The organism is Herbaspirillum huttiense (genome assembly GCF_004367745.1).
GTDB classification, from domain to species: Bacteria; Pseudomonadota; Gammaproteobacteria; order Burkholderiales; family Burkholderiaceae_D; genus Herbaspirillum; species Herbaspirillum huttiense.
Map to the genome: position 1 here is coordinate 2,889,094 of NZ_CP037993.1, position 15,937 is coordinate 2,905,030.

The 15,937-nt window shown below is 62.7% G+C and carries 17 protein-coding genes and 1 riboswitch; of the genes, 8 read left to right on the forward strand and 9 right to left on the reverse strand.

The window, feature by feature from the left end:
- Positions 1-47: 47 nt before the first annotated feature.
- The 4 genes from E2K99_RS13080 to E2K99_RS13095 all read left to right on the forward strand — a co-directional run bounded on the left by E2K99_RS13080 (position 48) and on the right by E2K99_RS13095 (position 3,985).
- Positions 48-422, forward strand: a complete 375-nt coding sequence (locus E2K99_RS13080) for a cupin domain-containing protein (protein WP_134222486.1) — start codon at positions 48-50, stop codon at positions 420-422.
- A gap of 19 nt (positions 423-441) precedes the next feature.
- Positions 442-1,266, forward strand: coding sequence for a tetratricopeptide repeat protein (locus E2K99_RS13085; RefSeq protein ID WP_134222487.1), 825 nt, complete (start codon positions 442-444; stop codon positions 1,264-1,266).
- A 65-nt stretch (positions 1,267-1,331) separates the two neighbouring features.
- Positions 1,332-1,405, forward strand: a riboswitch (Fluoride riboswitch).
- Positions 1,406-1,494: 89 nt separating this feature from the next.
- On the forward strand, positions 1,495-2,811 hold the full coding sequence (locus E2K99_RS13090; protein WP_134222488.1) for a voltage-gated chloride channel family protein: 1,317 nt from the start codon (positions 1,495-1,497) through the stop codon (positions 2,809-2,811).
- Positions 2,812-3,118: 307 nt separating this feature from the next.
- On the forward strand, positions 3,119-3,985 hold the full coding sequence (locus E2K99_RS13095) for a PCC domain-containing protein (protein ID WP_134222489.1): 867 nt from the start codon (positions 3,119-3,121) through the stop codon (positions 3,983-3,985).
- 1 nt (position 3,986) lies between these two features.
- Here the strand turns inward: E2K99_RS13095 and E2K99_RS13100 are convergent, their stop codons facing one another.
- The 7 genes from E2K99_RS13100 to E2K99_RS13130 form a co-directional block, all read right to left on the reverse strand.
- The gene (locus E2K99_RS13100) at positions 3,987-4,274 is read right to left on the reverse strand and encodes a BrnA antitoxin family protein (RefSeq protein ID WP_134222490.1); all 288 of its coding nucleotides are present in this window, start codon (positions 4,272-4,274) and stop codon (positions 3,987-3,989) included.
- On the reverse strand, positions 4,261-4,527 hold the full coding sequence (locus tag E2K99_RS13105; RefSeq protein WP_034331552.1) for a BrnT family toxin: 267 nt from the start codon (positions 4,525-4,527) through the stop codon (positions 4,261-4,263). The genes E2K99_RS13100 and E2K99_RS13105 overlap by 14 nt, the downstream gene beginning before the upstream one ends.
- A 171-nt stretch (positions 4,528-4,698) precedes the next feature.
- Positions 4,699-5,067, reverse strand: coding sequence for a response regulator (locus E2K99_RS13110; protein WP_034331553.1), 369 nt, complete (start codon positions 5,065-5,067; stop codon positions 4,699-4,701).
- A gap of 76 nt (positions 5,068-5,143) precedes the next feature.
- A complete protein-coding gene (locus E2K99_RS13115; RefSeq protein WP_039787060.1) occupies positions 5,144-6,097 on the reverse strand; it encodes a chemotaxis protein CheX in 954 nt (317 codons plus the stop codon).
- A 31-nt stretch (positions 6,098-6,128) separates the two neighbouring features.
- Positions 6,129-6,737: a hypothetical protein gene (locus tag E2K99_RS13120; RefSeq protein WP_134222491.1), complete on the reverse strand. Its 609-nt coding sequence runs from the start codon at positions 6,735-6,737 to the stop codon at positions 6,129-6,131.
- Complete coding sequence (locus E2K99_RS13125) at positions 6,734-7,459, reverse strand: methyl-accepting chemotaxis protein (RefSeq protein ID WP_134136431.1); 726 nt, start codon at positions 7,457-7,459, stop codon at positions 6,734-6,736. Before E2K99_RS13125 ends, E2K99_RS13120 begins: the two co-directional genes overlap by 4 nt.
- Positions 7,460-7,510: 51 nt before the next feature.
- Positions 7,511-9,943, reverse strand: a complete 2,433-nt coding sequence (locus tag E2K99_RS13130; protein ID WP_134222492.1) for an ATP-binding protein — start codon at positions 9,941-9,943, stop codon at positions 7,511-7,513.
- A 349-nt stretch (positions 9,944-10,292) separates the two neighbouring features.
- Here E2K99_RS13130 and budC point away from each other — a divergent pair, with 349 nt between their 5' ends.
- From budC to E2K99_RS13150, 4 genes are read left to right on the forward strand one after another with little or no spacing between them, the layout of a single operon-like run.
- Complete coding sequence (gene budC / locus E2K99_RS13135) at positions 10,293-11,078, forward strand: meso-2,3-butanediol dehydrogenase (protein ID WP_134222493.1); 786 nt, start codon at positions 10,293-10,295, stop codon at positions 11,076-11,078.
- Positions 11,079-11,112: 34 nt separating this feature from the next.
- Positions 11,113-11,292 carry a hypothetical protein gene (locus tag E2K99_RS13140; RefSeq protein WP_134222494.1) on the forward strand — a complete coding sequence of 60 codons (180 nt, stop codon included), beginning with the start codon at positions 11,113-11,115 and terminating at the stop codon, positions 11,290-11,292.
- A 51-nt stretch (positions 11,293-11,343) separates the two neighbouring features.
- Positions 11,344-13,653, forward strand: coding sequence for a VTT domain-containing protein (locus E2K99_RS13145; RefSeq protein WP_134224104.1), 2,310 nt, complete (start codon positions 11,344-11,346; stop codon positions 13,651-13,653).
- Positions 13,653-14,456: an endonuclease/exonuclease/phosphatase family protein gene (locus E2K99_RS13150; protein WP_134222495.1), complete on the forward strand. Its 804-nt coding sequence runs from the start codon at positions 13,653-13,655 to the stop codon at positions 14,454-14,456. The genes E2K99_RS13145 and E2K99_RS13150 overlap by 1 nt, the downstream gene beginning before the upstream one ends.
- 20 nt (positions 14,457-14,476) lie before the next feature.
- On the opposite strand, the gene E2K99_RS25890 is transcribed toward E2K99_RS13150, so the two are convergent.
- Both E2K99_RS25890 and E2K99_RS13160 read right to left on the reverse strand, forming a co-directional pair.
- Complete coding sequence (locus E2K99_RS25890) at positions 14,477-14,911, reverse strand: hypothetical protein (RefSeq protein ID WP_240733712.1); 435 nt, start codon at positions 14,909-14,911, stop codon at positions 14,477-14,479.
- 321 nt (positions 14,912-15,232) lie between these two features.
- Positions 15,233-15,883, reverse strand: coding sequence for a TetR/AcrR family transcriptional regulator (locus tag E2K99_RS13160; RefSeq protein WP_338033896.1), 651 nt, complete (start codon positions 15,881-15,883; stop codon positions 15,233-15,235).
- Positions 15,884-15,937: the final 54 nt, after the last annotated feature.

Below are 15,937 nucleotides of genomic sequence, written 5' to 3' on the forward strand. Positions count from 1 at the left end.
TACACTGCTGGCCTCGCCGTTGACCGCTGCCTGCCCACTTCTTCATCATGTCCGCCACCCCTGCCATCACCCAGTTCCGCCTGAATTCCCCTGCGCCCGAATACGACCACCCACGCGAAGACCGCCGCCTGGAGGGCAATCCGCTGCGCACCACGTGGAATCACTTCACCAATGCCAGCGGAGAAATGAACGCCGGCATCTGGGCCTGCGAAAAAGGCAGCTGGCGCATCGCCTTCGCCCCCAACAAAGATGAATATTTTTGCGTCCTCGAAGGCCGCTGCCGCGTCATCGACGAACAGGGCCATGCGGCCGAAGCGGGTCCGGGCGATGCGATGGTGATCCCGGCAGGCTTCAAGGGCGTCTTTGAAGTGCTGGAGCCGGTGCGCAAGCATTACGTCATCGTCGAACGCGCCGCTGGCTGAACAACCACCTGCCCGCGCCATGTCCGCCTCGCCAGCCGCTCCCGACCAGATCATGGGCGCCGCCCTGCAGCACTACAATGCCGGACGTGTCGCAGAAGCCGAACAAGCCTGCCACGCCTTGCTGGCGCTGGTGCCGCAGCATCCGGCGGCCCATCAGCTGCTGGCCATGCTGGCGCTGGACCGGCAGGCGCTGGCGCAGGCGCGGCAACATATCCTGCTGAGCCTGGCACCGCGGCCGGAGCATGTGCCCTCGTTGCTCATGGCCGGCCGGATAGCGCTGGCCGAAGGCGATCCCGCCACGGCCGTCCAGTATTTCGACGCGGCGGCACGACATCAGCCTGGATTGAGCCAGGCGCATTTCCACCTCGGCACCAGTTTGTCGGCAGTGGGGCAGCATGCGGAGGCCGTAGCGGCTTTGCGCCAGGCCGTCGCGCTGGCGCCGCAAGCCATGGAAGCCGTCCTCAACCTGGGAAGCGCCCTGCGCGAACTGGGCGAGCTCCCCGCCGCCCGTGAGGCCTTCGAGCAAGCGTGCCGGCTGCGTCCCGAGGTAGCCGAGACCTGGTTCAACCTCGGCCTGACCCTGCAGGATATGAAGGAAGGTGCCGCCGCCGTCGACGCCTTTGCCCGCGCGCTGCAACTGCGTCCCGGCTATGCCGATGCCGCGCTCAACCTGGGTGTGGCCCTGCAAGAGATACATCGCATGGACGATGCCGTGCAGGCCTTCCGCACGGCACTGCGGCTGCAGCCGCAGTGGTTCGGCCGCATCGCCCACGCCCTCACGGCAGGCAGCAGCGGCCGGCTGTGGCTGCACTTGCGTGACCTGGAAGCGGCCCTGCGTGGATGATTGACCTATGCACTGTCTGCAACAGACAACGCGCCGTTGTCGATGAGCTTCAATCTTGCTACTATCGGGGTCAAGGAGATGGCATTCCTCCTTCAACCGCCACCAACGTCCCGTTGGGGCTGATGATGCCTACAGTGACCTGGCAATCCGGGGCTGTAGGCGTTCGCCTTTCTGCTTCGCGCGCGCTGCACCCGGTGTGCCAGGATGTTCATTCAGCACTCTGGTCACATGAAAAATCATAAACTCCCCGAACAGCTGCACCTGCTGCCTTACATCGTCAAATGGTGTCTGATCGCCAGCCTGATCGCCGCCCTTGCCGGATCGGCCTCGGCCTTCTTCCTCTTCGCGCTGGACTACGCCACGCACTGGCGTGAAACCCATCCGTGGATCATCTGGTTGCTGCCGCTGGGCGGTTTTGCGGTCGGCTGGCTGTACCTGAAGACCGGCAAGCCGGTGGAAGCCGGCAACAACCTGCTGATCGATGAAATCCACGATCCGAAAAAGGTGATCCCGCTGCGGATGGCGCCGCTGGTGTTGTTCGGCACCGTGATGTCGCACCTGTTCGGTGCTTCCGTGGGCCGTGAAGGCACGGCCGTGCAGATGGGCGGCGCGCTGGCTGATCAGCTGACCACGGTGCTGCGTCTGCGCACGGAAGACCGGCGCATTCTCCTGATGGCCGGCATCAGCGCCGGGTTTGCGTCGGTCTTCGGCACGCCGATGGCCGGTGCATTGTTCGGACTGGAAGTGCTGGCCATCGGCCGCATGCGCTATGACGCCATCCTGCCCTGCTTCGTGGCGGCCATTGCGGCCGATCAGGTCGGGCTGGCCTGGGGCGTGCATCACACCCACTACCACATGGGCGGCGTGGTACCGGTCGCGCTGTGGAGCGTGGCGGCGGTGATCGCGGCCGGTGTGGTCTTTGGGCTGGTCGGCATGGTGTTTGCCAACAGCACGCACCGGCTGTCGGCCTTCATGAAGCGCCACGTCAGCTATGCGCCGCTGCGGCCCTTCATCGGCGGTGCCATCGTTGCGGTAGCCGTGTGGGCGCTGGGTACGCAACGCTACATCGGTCTCGGCATCCCGGTGATCGTGGAAGCCTTCCAGCAGCCGCTGGCCCCTTGGGATTTCCTGGGCAAGATGGTGTTCACGGTGACCTCGCTGGGCACCGGTTTCAAGGGCGGCGAAGTCACACCGCTCTTCTATATCGGCGCGACAGTGGGCAATGCGCTGGCACCCCTGCTGCATCTGCCGTTTTCGATGCTGGCCGGGATCGGCTTCGTGGCGGTCTTTGCGGGCGCGGCCAATACGCCGATTGCCTCCACCATCATGGCCGTCGAACTGTTCGGGCCGGAGATCGGTCCGTTTGCAGCGCTGGCTTGCGTGGTGGCCTATCTGTTCTCCGGACATACCGGCATCTATCATGCGCAACGCGTGGGACAGGGGAAGTATCCGTCGCTGCCGGAAGGCTTGAAGATCGGCGAGATTGGCGCCTACAGGGCGCGGCGCCAGGCGGAGCGGGAGCAGGAGAGTATCGGCGAGAAGTGATGTGAGGCCGGGCCAGTACCCTGTCTCGTGCAGCGGGAGGCGGACAGCTTAACTGTACAGTGAGCTGTATCGGGACTGTAATGGTCATTTCCTCCATCTGTACTGCTGATCGAGCCAGAGGTGTCCGCAGAAGTGTCAGCACTCATTGTGAGTGACCATATGCAGTTGCAAACTTCATCTGCGTGCTGACGGATTAAAAACATTCACCGGCACCCCGCCACCGAACGCGCGATAATCCCCGAACTCGACCAGCCCCGACGGCCCCTCAAAGCCGCACCGCCCGCAGCCCAGCTGCCAAGGAGACCGCATGTCAGCCACACCCGCCTTCGCCCGCACCGTCCGCCACCCCGGCCCGCCCGACCCGCAGCGCATCGTTACCCTGTCCGGTCCGGCGATGCATCTCGATTTCACCCTCGAAGCCGGCATGAACCTGCGTGACGCCATCAGCATTCCGCTGGCACGCGCGGGCCTGGATGGCGGTACCGTGCGCTTCGCCAACCTCCCTGTCTCCCCCCTTCACTTCCTCATGCCTGCACTGGCGGTGGATGACCAGCACGCCGCTTTCTACAGCGCGCCACAGGCGATGGAAGAAGGAACGGTGATCGAATACGCCTGCGCCACCGCCGGACGCAAGGACGGCGAGCCTTTCGTGCACTGTCACGCCATCTGGCGCGGCCGCGATGGCCAGCGCCAGGGCGGTCACCTGATGATGGAAAAAACCGTGGCCGGTGCCAGTACGCCCGCGCAAGCCTGGGGTCTGCACGACGCCACCATGGCGACTCGCTACGATCCGGAGACCAATTTCACCCTGTTCTACCCTACCCGGCTGAGCGACCAGCCACTCTCAGCGAGTGGAAAACGCTTGGTACTGGCACGCATCCGCCCCGACCAGGATCTCACCATCGCCGTCGAACAGGCCTGCGCGGAGCACGGCATGCGCAATGCCATCGTGCGCGGCAGCGTGGGCAGCATCATCGGGGCAAATTTTGAAGACGGACGCGTGCTGGAAGACCGTGCCACTGAAATCCTGGTTCGATCGGGCGAAGTGCGCGATGGAATGGGACGCCTGGACATCGGCCTCATCAATCCCCAAGGCCGGGTCTGGGAGGGAGTGCTCAAGCGCGGCAGCAATCCCGTGCTGATCTGCTTCGAACTGGTGCTGGAAGAGCCGTGATTCAAGCCGGCTTGTGCTGCGCCAGCCATTCTCGCAAGGCACCGTTCATCCGACTTTGCCAGCCATCCCCCCCGGCCTTGAAGGCCTCAACGATGTCCTGATCAAAGCGCATCGTCACTTGCACCTTGCAGCCACTTCCCGCCGGCCTGCCGCGTCCGCGCGCCGGACGCATCGTGGAGAACTGCGCTGCCGTGAGCGGCTGCGCGTCCGGATCCGCCAAAGCGGCCTTGGTGAGCGCCGCATCTTCGGCGGCAGTAGGTACGATTGTTCCTGGTTTAAGCTTCGGCATAGTGTTGTATCTCCCTTTTGGTTGCCCTGCGCAGACTGATGATGCGCAACACTTCATTTCGCTCCACAAAGACCACCACATGGAGCCGCAGACCGATGTAGGCAATCGCGATTTCCCGAACCTCATCATAATCAAACCTGCGGTCCACGCTGAGCAATGCCGTGTCCCATTCGATGGCCGCCGCTTCTGCGAGTGAAACGCCGTGCTTGTGTCGGTTGACGACGTCTTTTTTCGGGTCGAATGTAATCTGCATGGGGATTAATTGTAACTACACTTAATCCGCTCTTCAACCAATATTCGTAGCTACGATTAATAAAGCAGCTGTGCTCCAACAGCAGACCACAAACGAATCGGCCCGCATCACTGCGGGCCGATTCGTACTCACACTAATTGAAGGCTGAATGCTCAACGCAGATCAATACCTTCAAACACCCACCAGCTTCTTGAACGTCGGCAACACCGCCTCCCCCTTGAAGGGCTTGACGATCCAACCCTTGATACCGGCAGCCTTGCCACGTTCCTTCATGATGGGCGAATTCTCGGTAGTCAGCATGATGATGTTCACGCTGGCATTGCCCAGTTCGCTGCGGATCTTCTCGGCCATGGTCAGGCCGTCCATGTTGGGCATGTTCACGTCGGAGACCACCAGCTTGATGGCCGGGTCGCTCTTGAGCTTGGCCAGGCCATCGCGGCCATCCACGGCCAGGGCCACGTCCAGGCCATTTTTCTTGAGGAAGTCACCGACTTCGGCGCGCACGGTGCTCGAATCGTCCACTACCAGGATTTGTGCCATCTTGAATTCTCTCTTTGCTTGATTTGCGTAATTGCTTGAGGGGAAGGTAAATCAATGCCGGGGTGCTACCCCGGCCTCAGAACAGTTCCAGCTCGCCGGATTCGAACAGCTCTTCCACCGAGGTCTGGTTCTCGGTGAAATCCTCCGGCGACCACGACAGGTTGAAGATGAAGCGCTGCAGCAGCACCAGCGGTGCACCGTCGTCACGACGCAGCAGGTATTTGAAGCACAGCTGCGCATCCTCCGAACCGAAGGAAATGTAGCGATGCTGGTGATTGATGATGATCGGCACCTGGCTCAGTTGATGAATGGGCTGGCTCTGGTTGATGAAGCGGTTCTTGAACCAGCCCCAGATCAGGTTGGTCAGTTCGCCCAGCGCATTGTTGAGATTGCGGAAATCGCCCGATTCGTCCGGTGCCAGTGCCTGCAGCGTCTTCTGTTCCGCCTGCAGCATCATGTAGCCACGGCACCAGCTGCTCTCCAGCGGAATGAGCGTGAACACTTCCCCGAAGATGATGCGGTCGCGCACCAGATAAGGCTGCTCGATCTCGACCTGCATGCCGGGGAACTGGCTCTCCAGCACCATGCGGCTGATCTCGGCAATGCCGCGCACCAGTGCATTGGGGTATTGCTGGCTGAAAATCGACGAGGCCACCGCCGGTGCCAGCGCATCGATGTGCTCGATGCGATAGACGGCGCTGAAGAGTTCGCTATCGCGTTCGGACAATTCGACATCAGCAGCTTCCCGGCGACGGCGCAGGAAGATCGGCAACTCCGGCCGCACCTCGCGGATGCGGCGCGCCAGGCCAGGCCCGCCCTCGCCCAGTCCGGCCAGGCTTTCCGAGAGCATGATGCCGCCCAGGTCGACGTTGCTGCGCAAGACCGCCATCACATGTTCTTCATGGGCCTTCAGCCCGACCAGGTTGTGGCGCTCGCAAAAGGATTTGATGGTGTCGTAGCAGTCGGCGTCGCGGTCCAGGACCAACACCTTGCTGGTGATGGCGTTGTCGAGGCTGGCAGTGGCTTCCATGGTGATGAGATTCCCCCGAATCGTTGAATGGTCAGAACAGTTCCAGCTCGCCCGTTGTATCGGCCTCTTCGCCCGGTGCCACGGCAAAGTCCAGCCGGTCGTAAGTGGAAAGGGCCAGTGAAACGTGCAGGCGCGGCGCGTCCGTCATGTCGATGGCGAAATGCCGCACGTGCGCGCAGTTGAGTTTTTGCAGGTAGGCCACGCACTGCGTATCGATCACGTTGGGCGTGGACATGCCCAGGTGCGGGAAGAAGCGTCCCAGCTCGCGATTGAAGATGCCGCAGCAGAGATTGCCGCATTCGGCAATTGCATCCATCAAGGCCTGTTCGCCCATCTCCCCGGCAGACACCCGCGTCAGGCGCGCAAAGTGGCCGCGAGTGGCGGCGTCCGGCGTGAAGTGAAACATCACCATCAGGCGGAACAGATAAGACGAGATGGTCAGCACCACCATCTTCTTCTCGGTAAGGGCGGCGATGTCTTCCACCACCGAGATCTCCGCACTGGCGTCCGACGGCACCAGGCTGCTGCGCAGCGCCTGCTGCAGGAGCGTATCGAAGCCGTCGCGCGCGCTGGCGCTGATGCGCTCGTCGGCCACGACCTCGGCTACCGCCTGCAGCTCGTCCATGTCGTTGGCGCTCATGCCGCTTCGGCCAGCGCTTGCCGGGTCTTCTTGTTGATCAGGTCGAGGCCGATGACGGCACCCATGATCATCTTGCCCCCGGCCTGCAGGTCCTGGAAGGTGGTGGTGGTGATCAGGTCGTTCTGGTACAGGTTGGCGCGATAGCTCTTGGAAAGCTTCTCGGCCCGCTGCGCCAGATCGCGCACTTCCTGCGCCACCACGGCAAAGCCACGGCCATGCACACCGGCACGCGCAGCTTCGATGGACGCATTCAGGGCCACGATGATGACCTGGTTCACGATCAGCGCGAACTCGTCGTTCTTGCGATGCATCTCGCGGTTGTGCGCGATCAGCTCGTTCATGTCGTCATGCCAGCGCTCGAAGGTGCGTACCAGACCCAGCAACTTGCTGATGGTGTCCTGCGACTCGTCGCAACTCTGGCGCACGCGCGACACGTGATCGGACTGCTCGCTGGACAGGCGTGCCAGCATGGCCTCGCTCTCGCGGCGCATCTCGGCCATGTGCTGCTGCGCGGCCAGTCGATCCTGTTCCAGCTGTTGCTGGTGCGCGCTCCATTGCTGCTGTTGCTCGGCGAGCGTGGCCTGGGCCTGGTCACGCACGCGTTCCAGCTGACCGGCATCGATCAGCTGGCGCGCGCGACGCTTCTGGCGCAGCCACAGCGCGGCCATCGGCAGGCCGGCCAGGGCAGCGCCCAGCGCTACCAGAAGAAGTGATTGAAACATGGCGTGCTATTCCTGCTGTCTTGATGAGATTGCGTGATCGCGTCAGGTGAATCAGGCGACCTGTGCATCGCCGCCCGGCGGCAGCACCGCCGGTGCAGCGATTTCCTGTCCCGCCACCGGATACGGCACGTCGATGCCATCGACTTCCACCGCCACGTTTTCCGGCAGCATCACGATGATCTGGAAGGCACGGAAGGCAGCCCCCTCTTCGCTATCCATGAAGCGGATCTCGATCTTGCCGTGTTCACGGGTGACGAAGTCCAGCACCGCATCCATGCCCACGCCGCGTCCCGATACCTCGGTCACTTCGCTGCGTGTTGAGAAGCCCGGCTGCAGGATCAGGCGCGCGATCTCGGCATCGGTGAGTACCTGGTCCACGCTGATGAGCTGCTTCTCGATAGCGATCTGGCGCACCTTGTGCAGCGCCAGGCCACGGCCATCGTCGGACAGGGCCATCTGGAACATGTCTTCCATCACGCCCATTTCCAGCTTGATGGTGCCGGCTTCGGGCTTGCCCTTGGCCAGGCGCTCTTCGCCCGATTCCAGGCCGTGATCCACCGCATTGCGGATCAGGTGCATGAATACGTTCTGCAACAGCGGCGAAGCAAAACTGTGGACCACATAGCCGTTGTCGTCGATCTGCACTATCGGGGCCGACTTGCCGAGGTCGCTGGCCAGCGCCGGCAGCGAATCGATGACCGGGGCCAGTACTTCCTCGATGGTCTCGGTACCCAGCAGGCGCAGGGTACGGCGCACGTCGTTGCGCACGGCCACCAGCTCGTGCAGGTTGGCAGTATTGACGTTCTCCAGACGCAGCAGGCTTTCCTGGATGTGCTTGCGGTCGATGGTCAGGACATGGCGTTCGTAGCCCGGCAACACCTGCTCGCCACCACTACCGGCGCTGGCACCACGGCCCAGCGTGACGTCGTTGATGCGGGCGTAGCGGTCGATGATCTCGCGCACCTGGGCCAGTTGCAGCAGCAGCTCTTCCTGGCTCCAGACGGCGCCGCTGGCCGGATGGCGCAGGTCGTCATAATGCTGCTCGGTGTGGTGGACCACGTTGGCCAGGTGCAGCAGGCCGTAGGTGCGGCCGTTGCCCTTGATGGTGTGCATGTTGCGGAACAGCTTGGCGATGGCGAAGGCCGTCGCCTGCGGGTTCTGGTGCACGATCTGCTCGTTCTCGTCCAGGAAGCGGCGGGCGCTGACGATGAATTCGGCAAACTTGGCCGGGGCCACGGCGAGGATTTCGCCGATCATTTCCAGTTCGCGCTTCTGCTCGTTGGCTTCGGCAGCCAGGTGGCGCAGCTCGGTCACATCGCGCACGCACAGCATCAGGCGGATCACCATGTCCTGCTCATCAGTGATGGGCGACCACGAGAGATCGAGGATCTTCACGCTGCCATCGGCCATGGTCTTTTCGATTTCGCCGACCATCAGGTGTTCGTTGAAGCTGAAGTTCATAACGTCTTCGCCGATGCAGGCGCCGCCGATGGCTTCGATCTGCGAGAGCGTGTCGGCGCCGAGATTGGTGTTGGAGAAGACCAGTTCCATCACGTCGCGGCCGGCGATGTCGGTGGTGTCGAACACCGTTTCCAGGAAGGCCGAATACTCCGGATGCACCTTGTTGCCATCGACGATGGTGAGAATGCCCTGCGGAATGTTCTGCAGCATGGCCTGCATGTCGGCGGTCTTCTGGCGCACCTGGGCCGAGGCTTCCTCGATCTTCTCGACCATGCCATTGAAGGCGACGACGGAATGGCCCACTTCGTCCATGCGCTGCACCGGCAGGCGGCGGGTGAAGTCCTGGCTGGTGGCGATTTCACCCATCATGGCGGCCATGCGGCTGATCGGACCGGTGATCTGGCGGTACAGCAGGAAGCCCAGGCCACCCAGCAGCAATACCGCGACCACGGTGACGATGCTGATGGTGGTGGTGGTCTGCGCCAGCTTGCCGTTCAGCGAGGCAATGGCGTTGTCCTTGAATCGGTTCTTCTCGATGCGCAGGGTGTTGACGATGCCTTCCAGCTCGGTCTGGTACTGCATCACGCCGCCGAAGAACTGCGCTTGCGCGATCTCGTTCTTGCCGGCCAGCTTGAACTTGGCGGTGGTATCGATGGCACCGAAGTAATTGTCCAGGCTTTCCTTGGCCTGCTCGATCAGCCCGCGCTGCGCTACGCCCTCAGCCTGCTGCGCCTGCAGGGCCAGTGCCTTTTCCAGCACGGCCTTCTTCTCGGCCAGCTTGTCGTTTTCCTGCGCGACCAGTTGATTGTCGGTCTCGTTGACCATCACCATGGCGGCCAACTGCACATCCTTCAACTGCCCCATGAGATCGGCCGAGGCCAGCACGCTGGGCATCACGCCCTCGGTCACCGAACGCACCTCCACGGCGCTGCTACGGGATTGCATCATCGCGTAGCCGCCGATACCGGCGATCGCGACAAAGGTAAGTATCACCAATAGCGTGATACGCATGCGGATGGTCATGGAATTCCCCTTGAGGTGGCGGTGAACCGGCGCAGGTTTGGTCATTTGCTTCAGCTTCTTCCCTGGAAACTGAACGAATGAACAGCCGGTCTGGATGCGGGGCGCATTGTTACACTGAAGTATTACTGCTCCATGACAACAAAAAATTACACTTTTGCGTTTATCGGAGACTCGCATTTGCCCTGCCAAGGGCGATCTGCGACAGCATCTTCCTACATCAGCTTGGGGAGCTGTCCGATGGGCTGCCGCCGAGGAAGGGCCTAATGTGAAGCTTTTGGCGGCTTGGCCCTATGCGCCCTGCTGTCCTCACGCTTACCCATTTGCTTTGCCAGTTGAACAGGAGCCTCCCATGCCCAGCCTCAATCCCTCCCAATTGCAACGTTTCAAGGACAAGGTCGTCATCGTCACCGGGGCCGCCTCCGGCATCGGCGAAGCGACTGCGCGCCGCTTTTCGGACGAAGGCGCGAAGGTATTGCTGGCCGATCGCAATGCTGCCGCACTGACCAAGGTCTTCGATTCCCTGCCGGCCGAGCGCAGCGCCGCGCGCGAAACCGATGTGTCGCACCATGAAGACGTGCGCCAGATGGTGGAATTCGCCATCGAACGCTTTGGCCGCATCGACGTCCTGGTCAGCGACGCCGGCATCTTCGCCGAAGGCGACATCACCCAGGTCAGCCCGGAAGACTGGCACCACGTCCAGGCCACCAATGTCAACGGCGTGTTCTACGGGGCGCGCGAAGCCATGCCCCATCTGGAGAAGACGCGCGGATGCATCGTCAACGTGGCCTCGGTCTCGGGACTGGGCGCCGACTGGAATCTGGCGGCCTACAACACCTCCAAGGGTGCCGTCGTCAACCTCACCCGCGCCATGGCCCTGGATTTCGGCCGCAAGGGCGTGCGTGTGAATGCAGTCTGCCCCAGCCTCACCTTCACCGGCATGACCGCCGATGTGGCTGAGGACCAGGAACAGCTGGCCAAGTTTGCCGAACGCATTCCGCTCGGCCGCGGTGCCGACCCGGTTGAAGTTGCTTCCGTGATCGCCTTCCTGGCCAGCCCTGATGCCGGCTTCGTGACCGGTGTGAACCTGCCGGTCGACGGTGGCGTCACCGCCTCCAACGGCCAGCCGCCGCAATGAACCACAAGTGATTGAAAGTGAAGAGGAGCCCATCGTGAGCGACAAGATTCCCCTACCCGAAGAAACCACGGAATCCACCGAGACCGGCATGGATCAGCGCAAGCCCAAGCCTCTGCCGCACCAGGCGGTGCAAGAGCGCAGCAACGGCGCGACGGATCCGTCCCGGCAATCGACCGACACGGATGAACATCCGATGTCTGTTGGCAAGCCCTGATCCCATTCACACCACAACGATCACAAAAGTCACGTGTCTCCGGAGGCCATGATGTCGTCCACCCCTGTCCAGGAATCCCCCGCAGCGGGGCTGCTGCAGCCCGGCCGCAATTGCTGGCGGGTGGAACATGCGCAGCGTTTCAAGCTGCTCATCGACGCCGCCGATTATTTCCGCGCCTTGCGCATGGCCCTGCTCAACGCCCGGCGCAGCGTCTTCATTCTCGGCTGGGATATCGACAGCCGTACCGTCCTGGTACCCGATATCAATGACACCGACGATAGCTTGCCGCCGCAGCTGGGTGACCTGCTGCATGCGCTGGTCGAGCGCCAGCCCGATCTGCACATCCGCGTGCTGAACTGGGACTACGCCATGCTCTACGCGCTGGAACGTGAATGGATGATTGCCCGCAAGCCGGGCCGTGCGCGTAACAAGCGGCTGCATTTCCGTACCGATGCGCGCCATCCGGTCGGCGCTTCGCATCATCAGAAGATCGTGGTGATCGATGACAAGCTGGCGTTCGTGGGCGGCCTTGACCTGACCCGCTGCCGCTGGGATACGCCGGAACATCTCCCAGAGAACCCGCTGCGGCGCGATCCCGACGACAAGCCTTACGCCCCTTTCCATGACGTGCAGGCCATGGTCGACGGCGATGTCGCCCGTGCCTTGGGTGAATTGGCGCGTCGGCGCTGGAATCTGGCCGGCTATGCAGAGCGCCGTACCGCGTTGATGCAAGCCACCAGCTTGCCTGCCGTTGATCCATGGCCACAGGGATTCGAGCCCGATCTGTGCGATCTGCGGGTCGGCATCTCGCGCACCGAACCTGCCTACGAAGATCGTCCGGGGGTGTTTGAAGTGCGCGAACTCTATCTTGATGCCATCGCCGGTGCGCAGCATCACCTGTTCTTCGAAAACCAGTACTTCACCTCGAACGTGCTGTCCGAAGCGATTGGCGCGCGCCTGCGCGAACCGCAAGGCCCCGAAGTGGCCGTCATATCTCCGCAGACCCAGAGCGGCTGGCTGGAGCAGGCCACCATGGGCGCGCTGCGCGCCCGCATCCATCACCGTCTCAAAAGCGCCCTGGAAAACCAGGGCGAGCAGGCCGCTACGCGCTACCAGATGTATTGCCCGCACCTGCCCGGCCTGGAGGATGGCTGCTGCCTGAACGTCCACAGCAAGGTCTTCAGCATGGATGACCGGCTGTTCTCGGTCGGCTCGGCCAACATGAGCAATCGCTCCATGGCCTTCGACACCGAATGCAACCTGACCATCGAATTGCAGGGCGATGCCGCCAAGCAGGACGAAATCCGCGCGGCCATCGCGCTCATGCGCAACCGCCTGCTGGCCGAGCATCTGGGCGTCGCACCTGCCGATGTGCAAGCCGCCCTTCAGCAGGACCAAAGCCTGCATGGCGCCATCGCCCGCTTGCGCAAGGCAGAACGGCGCGAACTGCGCCCCATGGATCCGCGCCTCATCCCGGAGCTGGATGCCTTGACCCAGGACAATGCCGTCTTCGATCCGGAACGCCCCATCAGCCCCGATGAAATCGTCGATGCCTATGTGCCGCACAGTGCCAGAAAGCCGGTGCCGCGCCGCATGATCGGCCTGGGCGTGCTGGCCGTGGCACTGGTGGTCTTTGCATTGGCCTGGCGATTCACACCGCTGCGCGAATGGATCAATCTGAGCTCGCTGATTGCGCTGGCGCGCAGCGTCGACCAGATGCCCTTCACGCCGGCCATCGTGATTGCGGCCTTCGTGGTGGCGGGCATGCTGATGGTACCCATCACGGTGCTGATCGCGGTCGCGGGGGTAGTGTTCGGGCCGGTGAATGGCGGCCTGTATGCCACGGCGGGCGTGGGCTTGAGCGCCCTGCTCGGCTTCGGCCTGGGCCATTGGCTGGGGCATGACGCGCTGCGCGACATGCTGGGTCCGCGCATCAACAACCTGAGCCGCCGCTTTGCCCAGCGCGGCATCGCTGCCATGGCCGTGGTGCGGCTGCTGCCGATTGCGCCCTTCACGGTCGTCAACGTGGTGGCAGGCGCGTCGCACCTTGGCTTGCGCGATTACCTGCTGGGCACCTTGATCGGCATGGCCCCCGGTATCGCGCTGACGGTGGTGTTCTCGCACAACCTGGCCGAAGCCATCCGCCATCCCAGTTTACAGACCGTGCTGATTCTGGTCGGCGTGACCGCCGCGCTGATGTTGATGGCGTTTGGCTTGCAGAAGCTGCTCAAGCCGCGCGTCGGGAAGAAATCGAAATCGTCCGCATCGTCCACCCGCAAGAGCCCTGCGTCGCACACGCCGGGCGATGAGGGCATGGCGCGCGTCAGCGCCGAGCATGGCGTGGAGGCGAGGCAGGCCTGATGCGCTCCGGTAGCCTGTCCCATCGCGCCGCCGAGTACCAGCCGGCATCGACGGCGGAGGCGCGTTCCGATACGGAACTCGTCCTCACCGGCGATGTGCCATTGCGCGACCTCGACCCATGGCCGCTCACCGTGGCGACGTACAACATCCATGGGGCGATCGGCACCGATGACGTATTCTCCCCGCAGCGCATTGTCCAGGTGCTCAAGGAAATCAATGCGGATGTGGTGGCCCTGCAGGAAGTGCCCCTGGGCGGCTCCTCGCAGCCGGATGTGCTGTCCTTGCTAAGGAAAGAGACTGGATTTTTCGCGGTCGAGGGACCGACCATGGAGAGTGCCGAACGCCGTTATGGCAATGCCGTCCTGAGCCGCTACCCCATTCTTGCCAAACAGAGCATCGACTTGTCCTTCGGCAGCCGCGAACCGCGCGGCGCACTGGATGCGGATATCGATTGCCACGGCCACATGCTGCGCGTGATCGCCACCCATCTGGGGCTCAAGCCCGCTGAGCGGCGTGCCCAGATCAAACGGCTGCTGCAGGCCTTCGATACCGACCAGGCACCGGTGATCCTCATGGGCGACGTCAATGAATGGTTCATGTGGGGGCGAGCCCTGCGCTGGCTGGTTTCCCACTTCGAGGCCGCACCCGCACCGCGCACGTTCCCATCTCGCTGGCCGCTGTTTGCGCTGGACCGCATCTGGATCAGCCCGCGTCAACGCCTGCTGCAGGTGCAGGTCCACCGCACCGCCCTGTCACGCGTGGCCTCTGACCATTTGCCGCTGGTGGCCCATATCGATGGCTGACCAGCTGATGACGCGCAGGCTCAGCCTGCGCTGCGCTTGCCGCTCCACAGCTTGACTGCCAACGCGATCCAGATCAGCAGGAACAGCATGTTGCCCGGCAGCCAGATCATCTGCGTCCATACATAATCGCGTACCCACATCGAGACTGCCTCACGGCAATCGCAGACGTGATCGGCGTAAAACAATTCGCCGCCGCTGCGCGCGGCGACGAACTGCAGCCAGAGAAATCCCAGGAAAAACGGAATGCCGACGAAGCCGGTGAGACACCAGCGCCGCATCTTGCGATAGCGGCGGCAGAATTCCTGGCCATCGCCGGAAGCATCACCGCCCCGGCATGACTGCATAGCGTTGCTGTGCATATTTCCCCCTTGCACTGGCATATGTTGCATGTGTGGTCTGCCCCTGGGTTGCCCACGCGCCGTCGTGACGACGCCCAAATGCGCGGCGGCAACCATGCGCCAGTCTCCCGTGAGGGATGCTGGCAATGTCTGTTCGGATCAACGTCGTCTGGAATTGCGCCGGCCTGCACCGGTGCATGGGAAGAAGCAGGTCACCCGCTGAACAGGTGGCTCGCATTTCCCGAGGGCTGTCCTCCGCGCCCTCTGCGGAGGAAGAGATGGATTCTTGTCGTCGAAAGCCGCCGTCTGCTGGCGCTTTCAGCGTATCCCGGTGGCCCGGAATCGCTGATTTTTGACGCAAAAGTCCACTTGCCCAGAACCAATACGATACGTTTCGTCTCGGATTCTAGGTGCAATCGGGGTACTGCTCAATAAAATTTACGTTTGTTGGCTCGAAATTTTACTTGGCGTCAAAAGGGGTTGGGACAGCGCAATGCTGCCCAGGACCAGTTTCAGTTGGGACTGGATCTGGCGTTCATCGATGTCGGCGCTGCCAGTCAGCAGACGTTGCAGTACGGGGGCGTACAGCAGGTCGAAGACCAGGTTGAGGTCGGCATCTTCCCGGAATTCGCCGCGCTGGGCGCCACGGCGCAGCACGTTGACCAGCGCCAGGCGGCGCGGCACCAGGTAGTTGTCGTTGAAAATGCGGCGGCTCTCGGGCTCGAACTGGGCCAGCGCGATCATCTCGCGCACCACCCGGCCGGACTTGCCACGCAACAGTTGGGACAGTTGCAGCATGTGCTGTTCGATGTCGTCGCGGGCCGAACCGCTGTCGCCCAGCGGCGGCAAGGGTTCCACCGCGCGCAGCAGCGCTTCCATGGCCAGTGCGCTCTTGTTGGGCCACCAGCGGTAGATGGTAGCCTTGCCTACGCCGGCGCGCGCCGCCACGCCCTCCAGGGAGAGCTTGTCGAAACCGATCTCCTCGAGCATCACATAAGTGGCATCGAGGATGGCGTCATGACTGACGGCATTCCTGCGGCGACCGGTGGCCGGATCGGAGATGAAGGTGAGAGAAATGATGTGCTCCAGATGACAAAGGCATGTTTTCCGTCATTGATAACGGCATGCTTTTGGACAACTTGA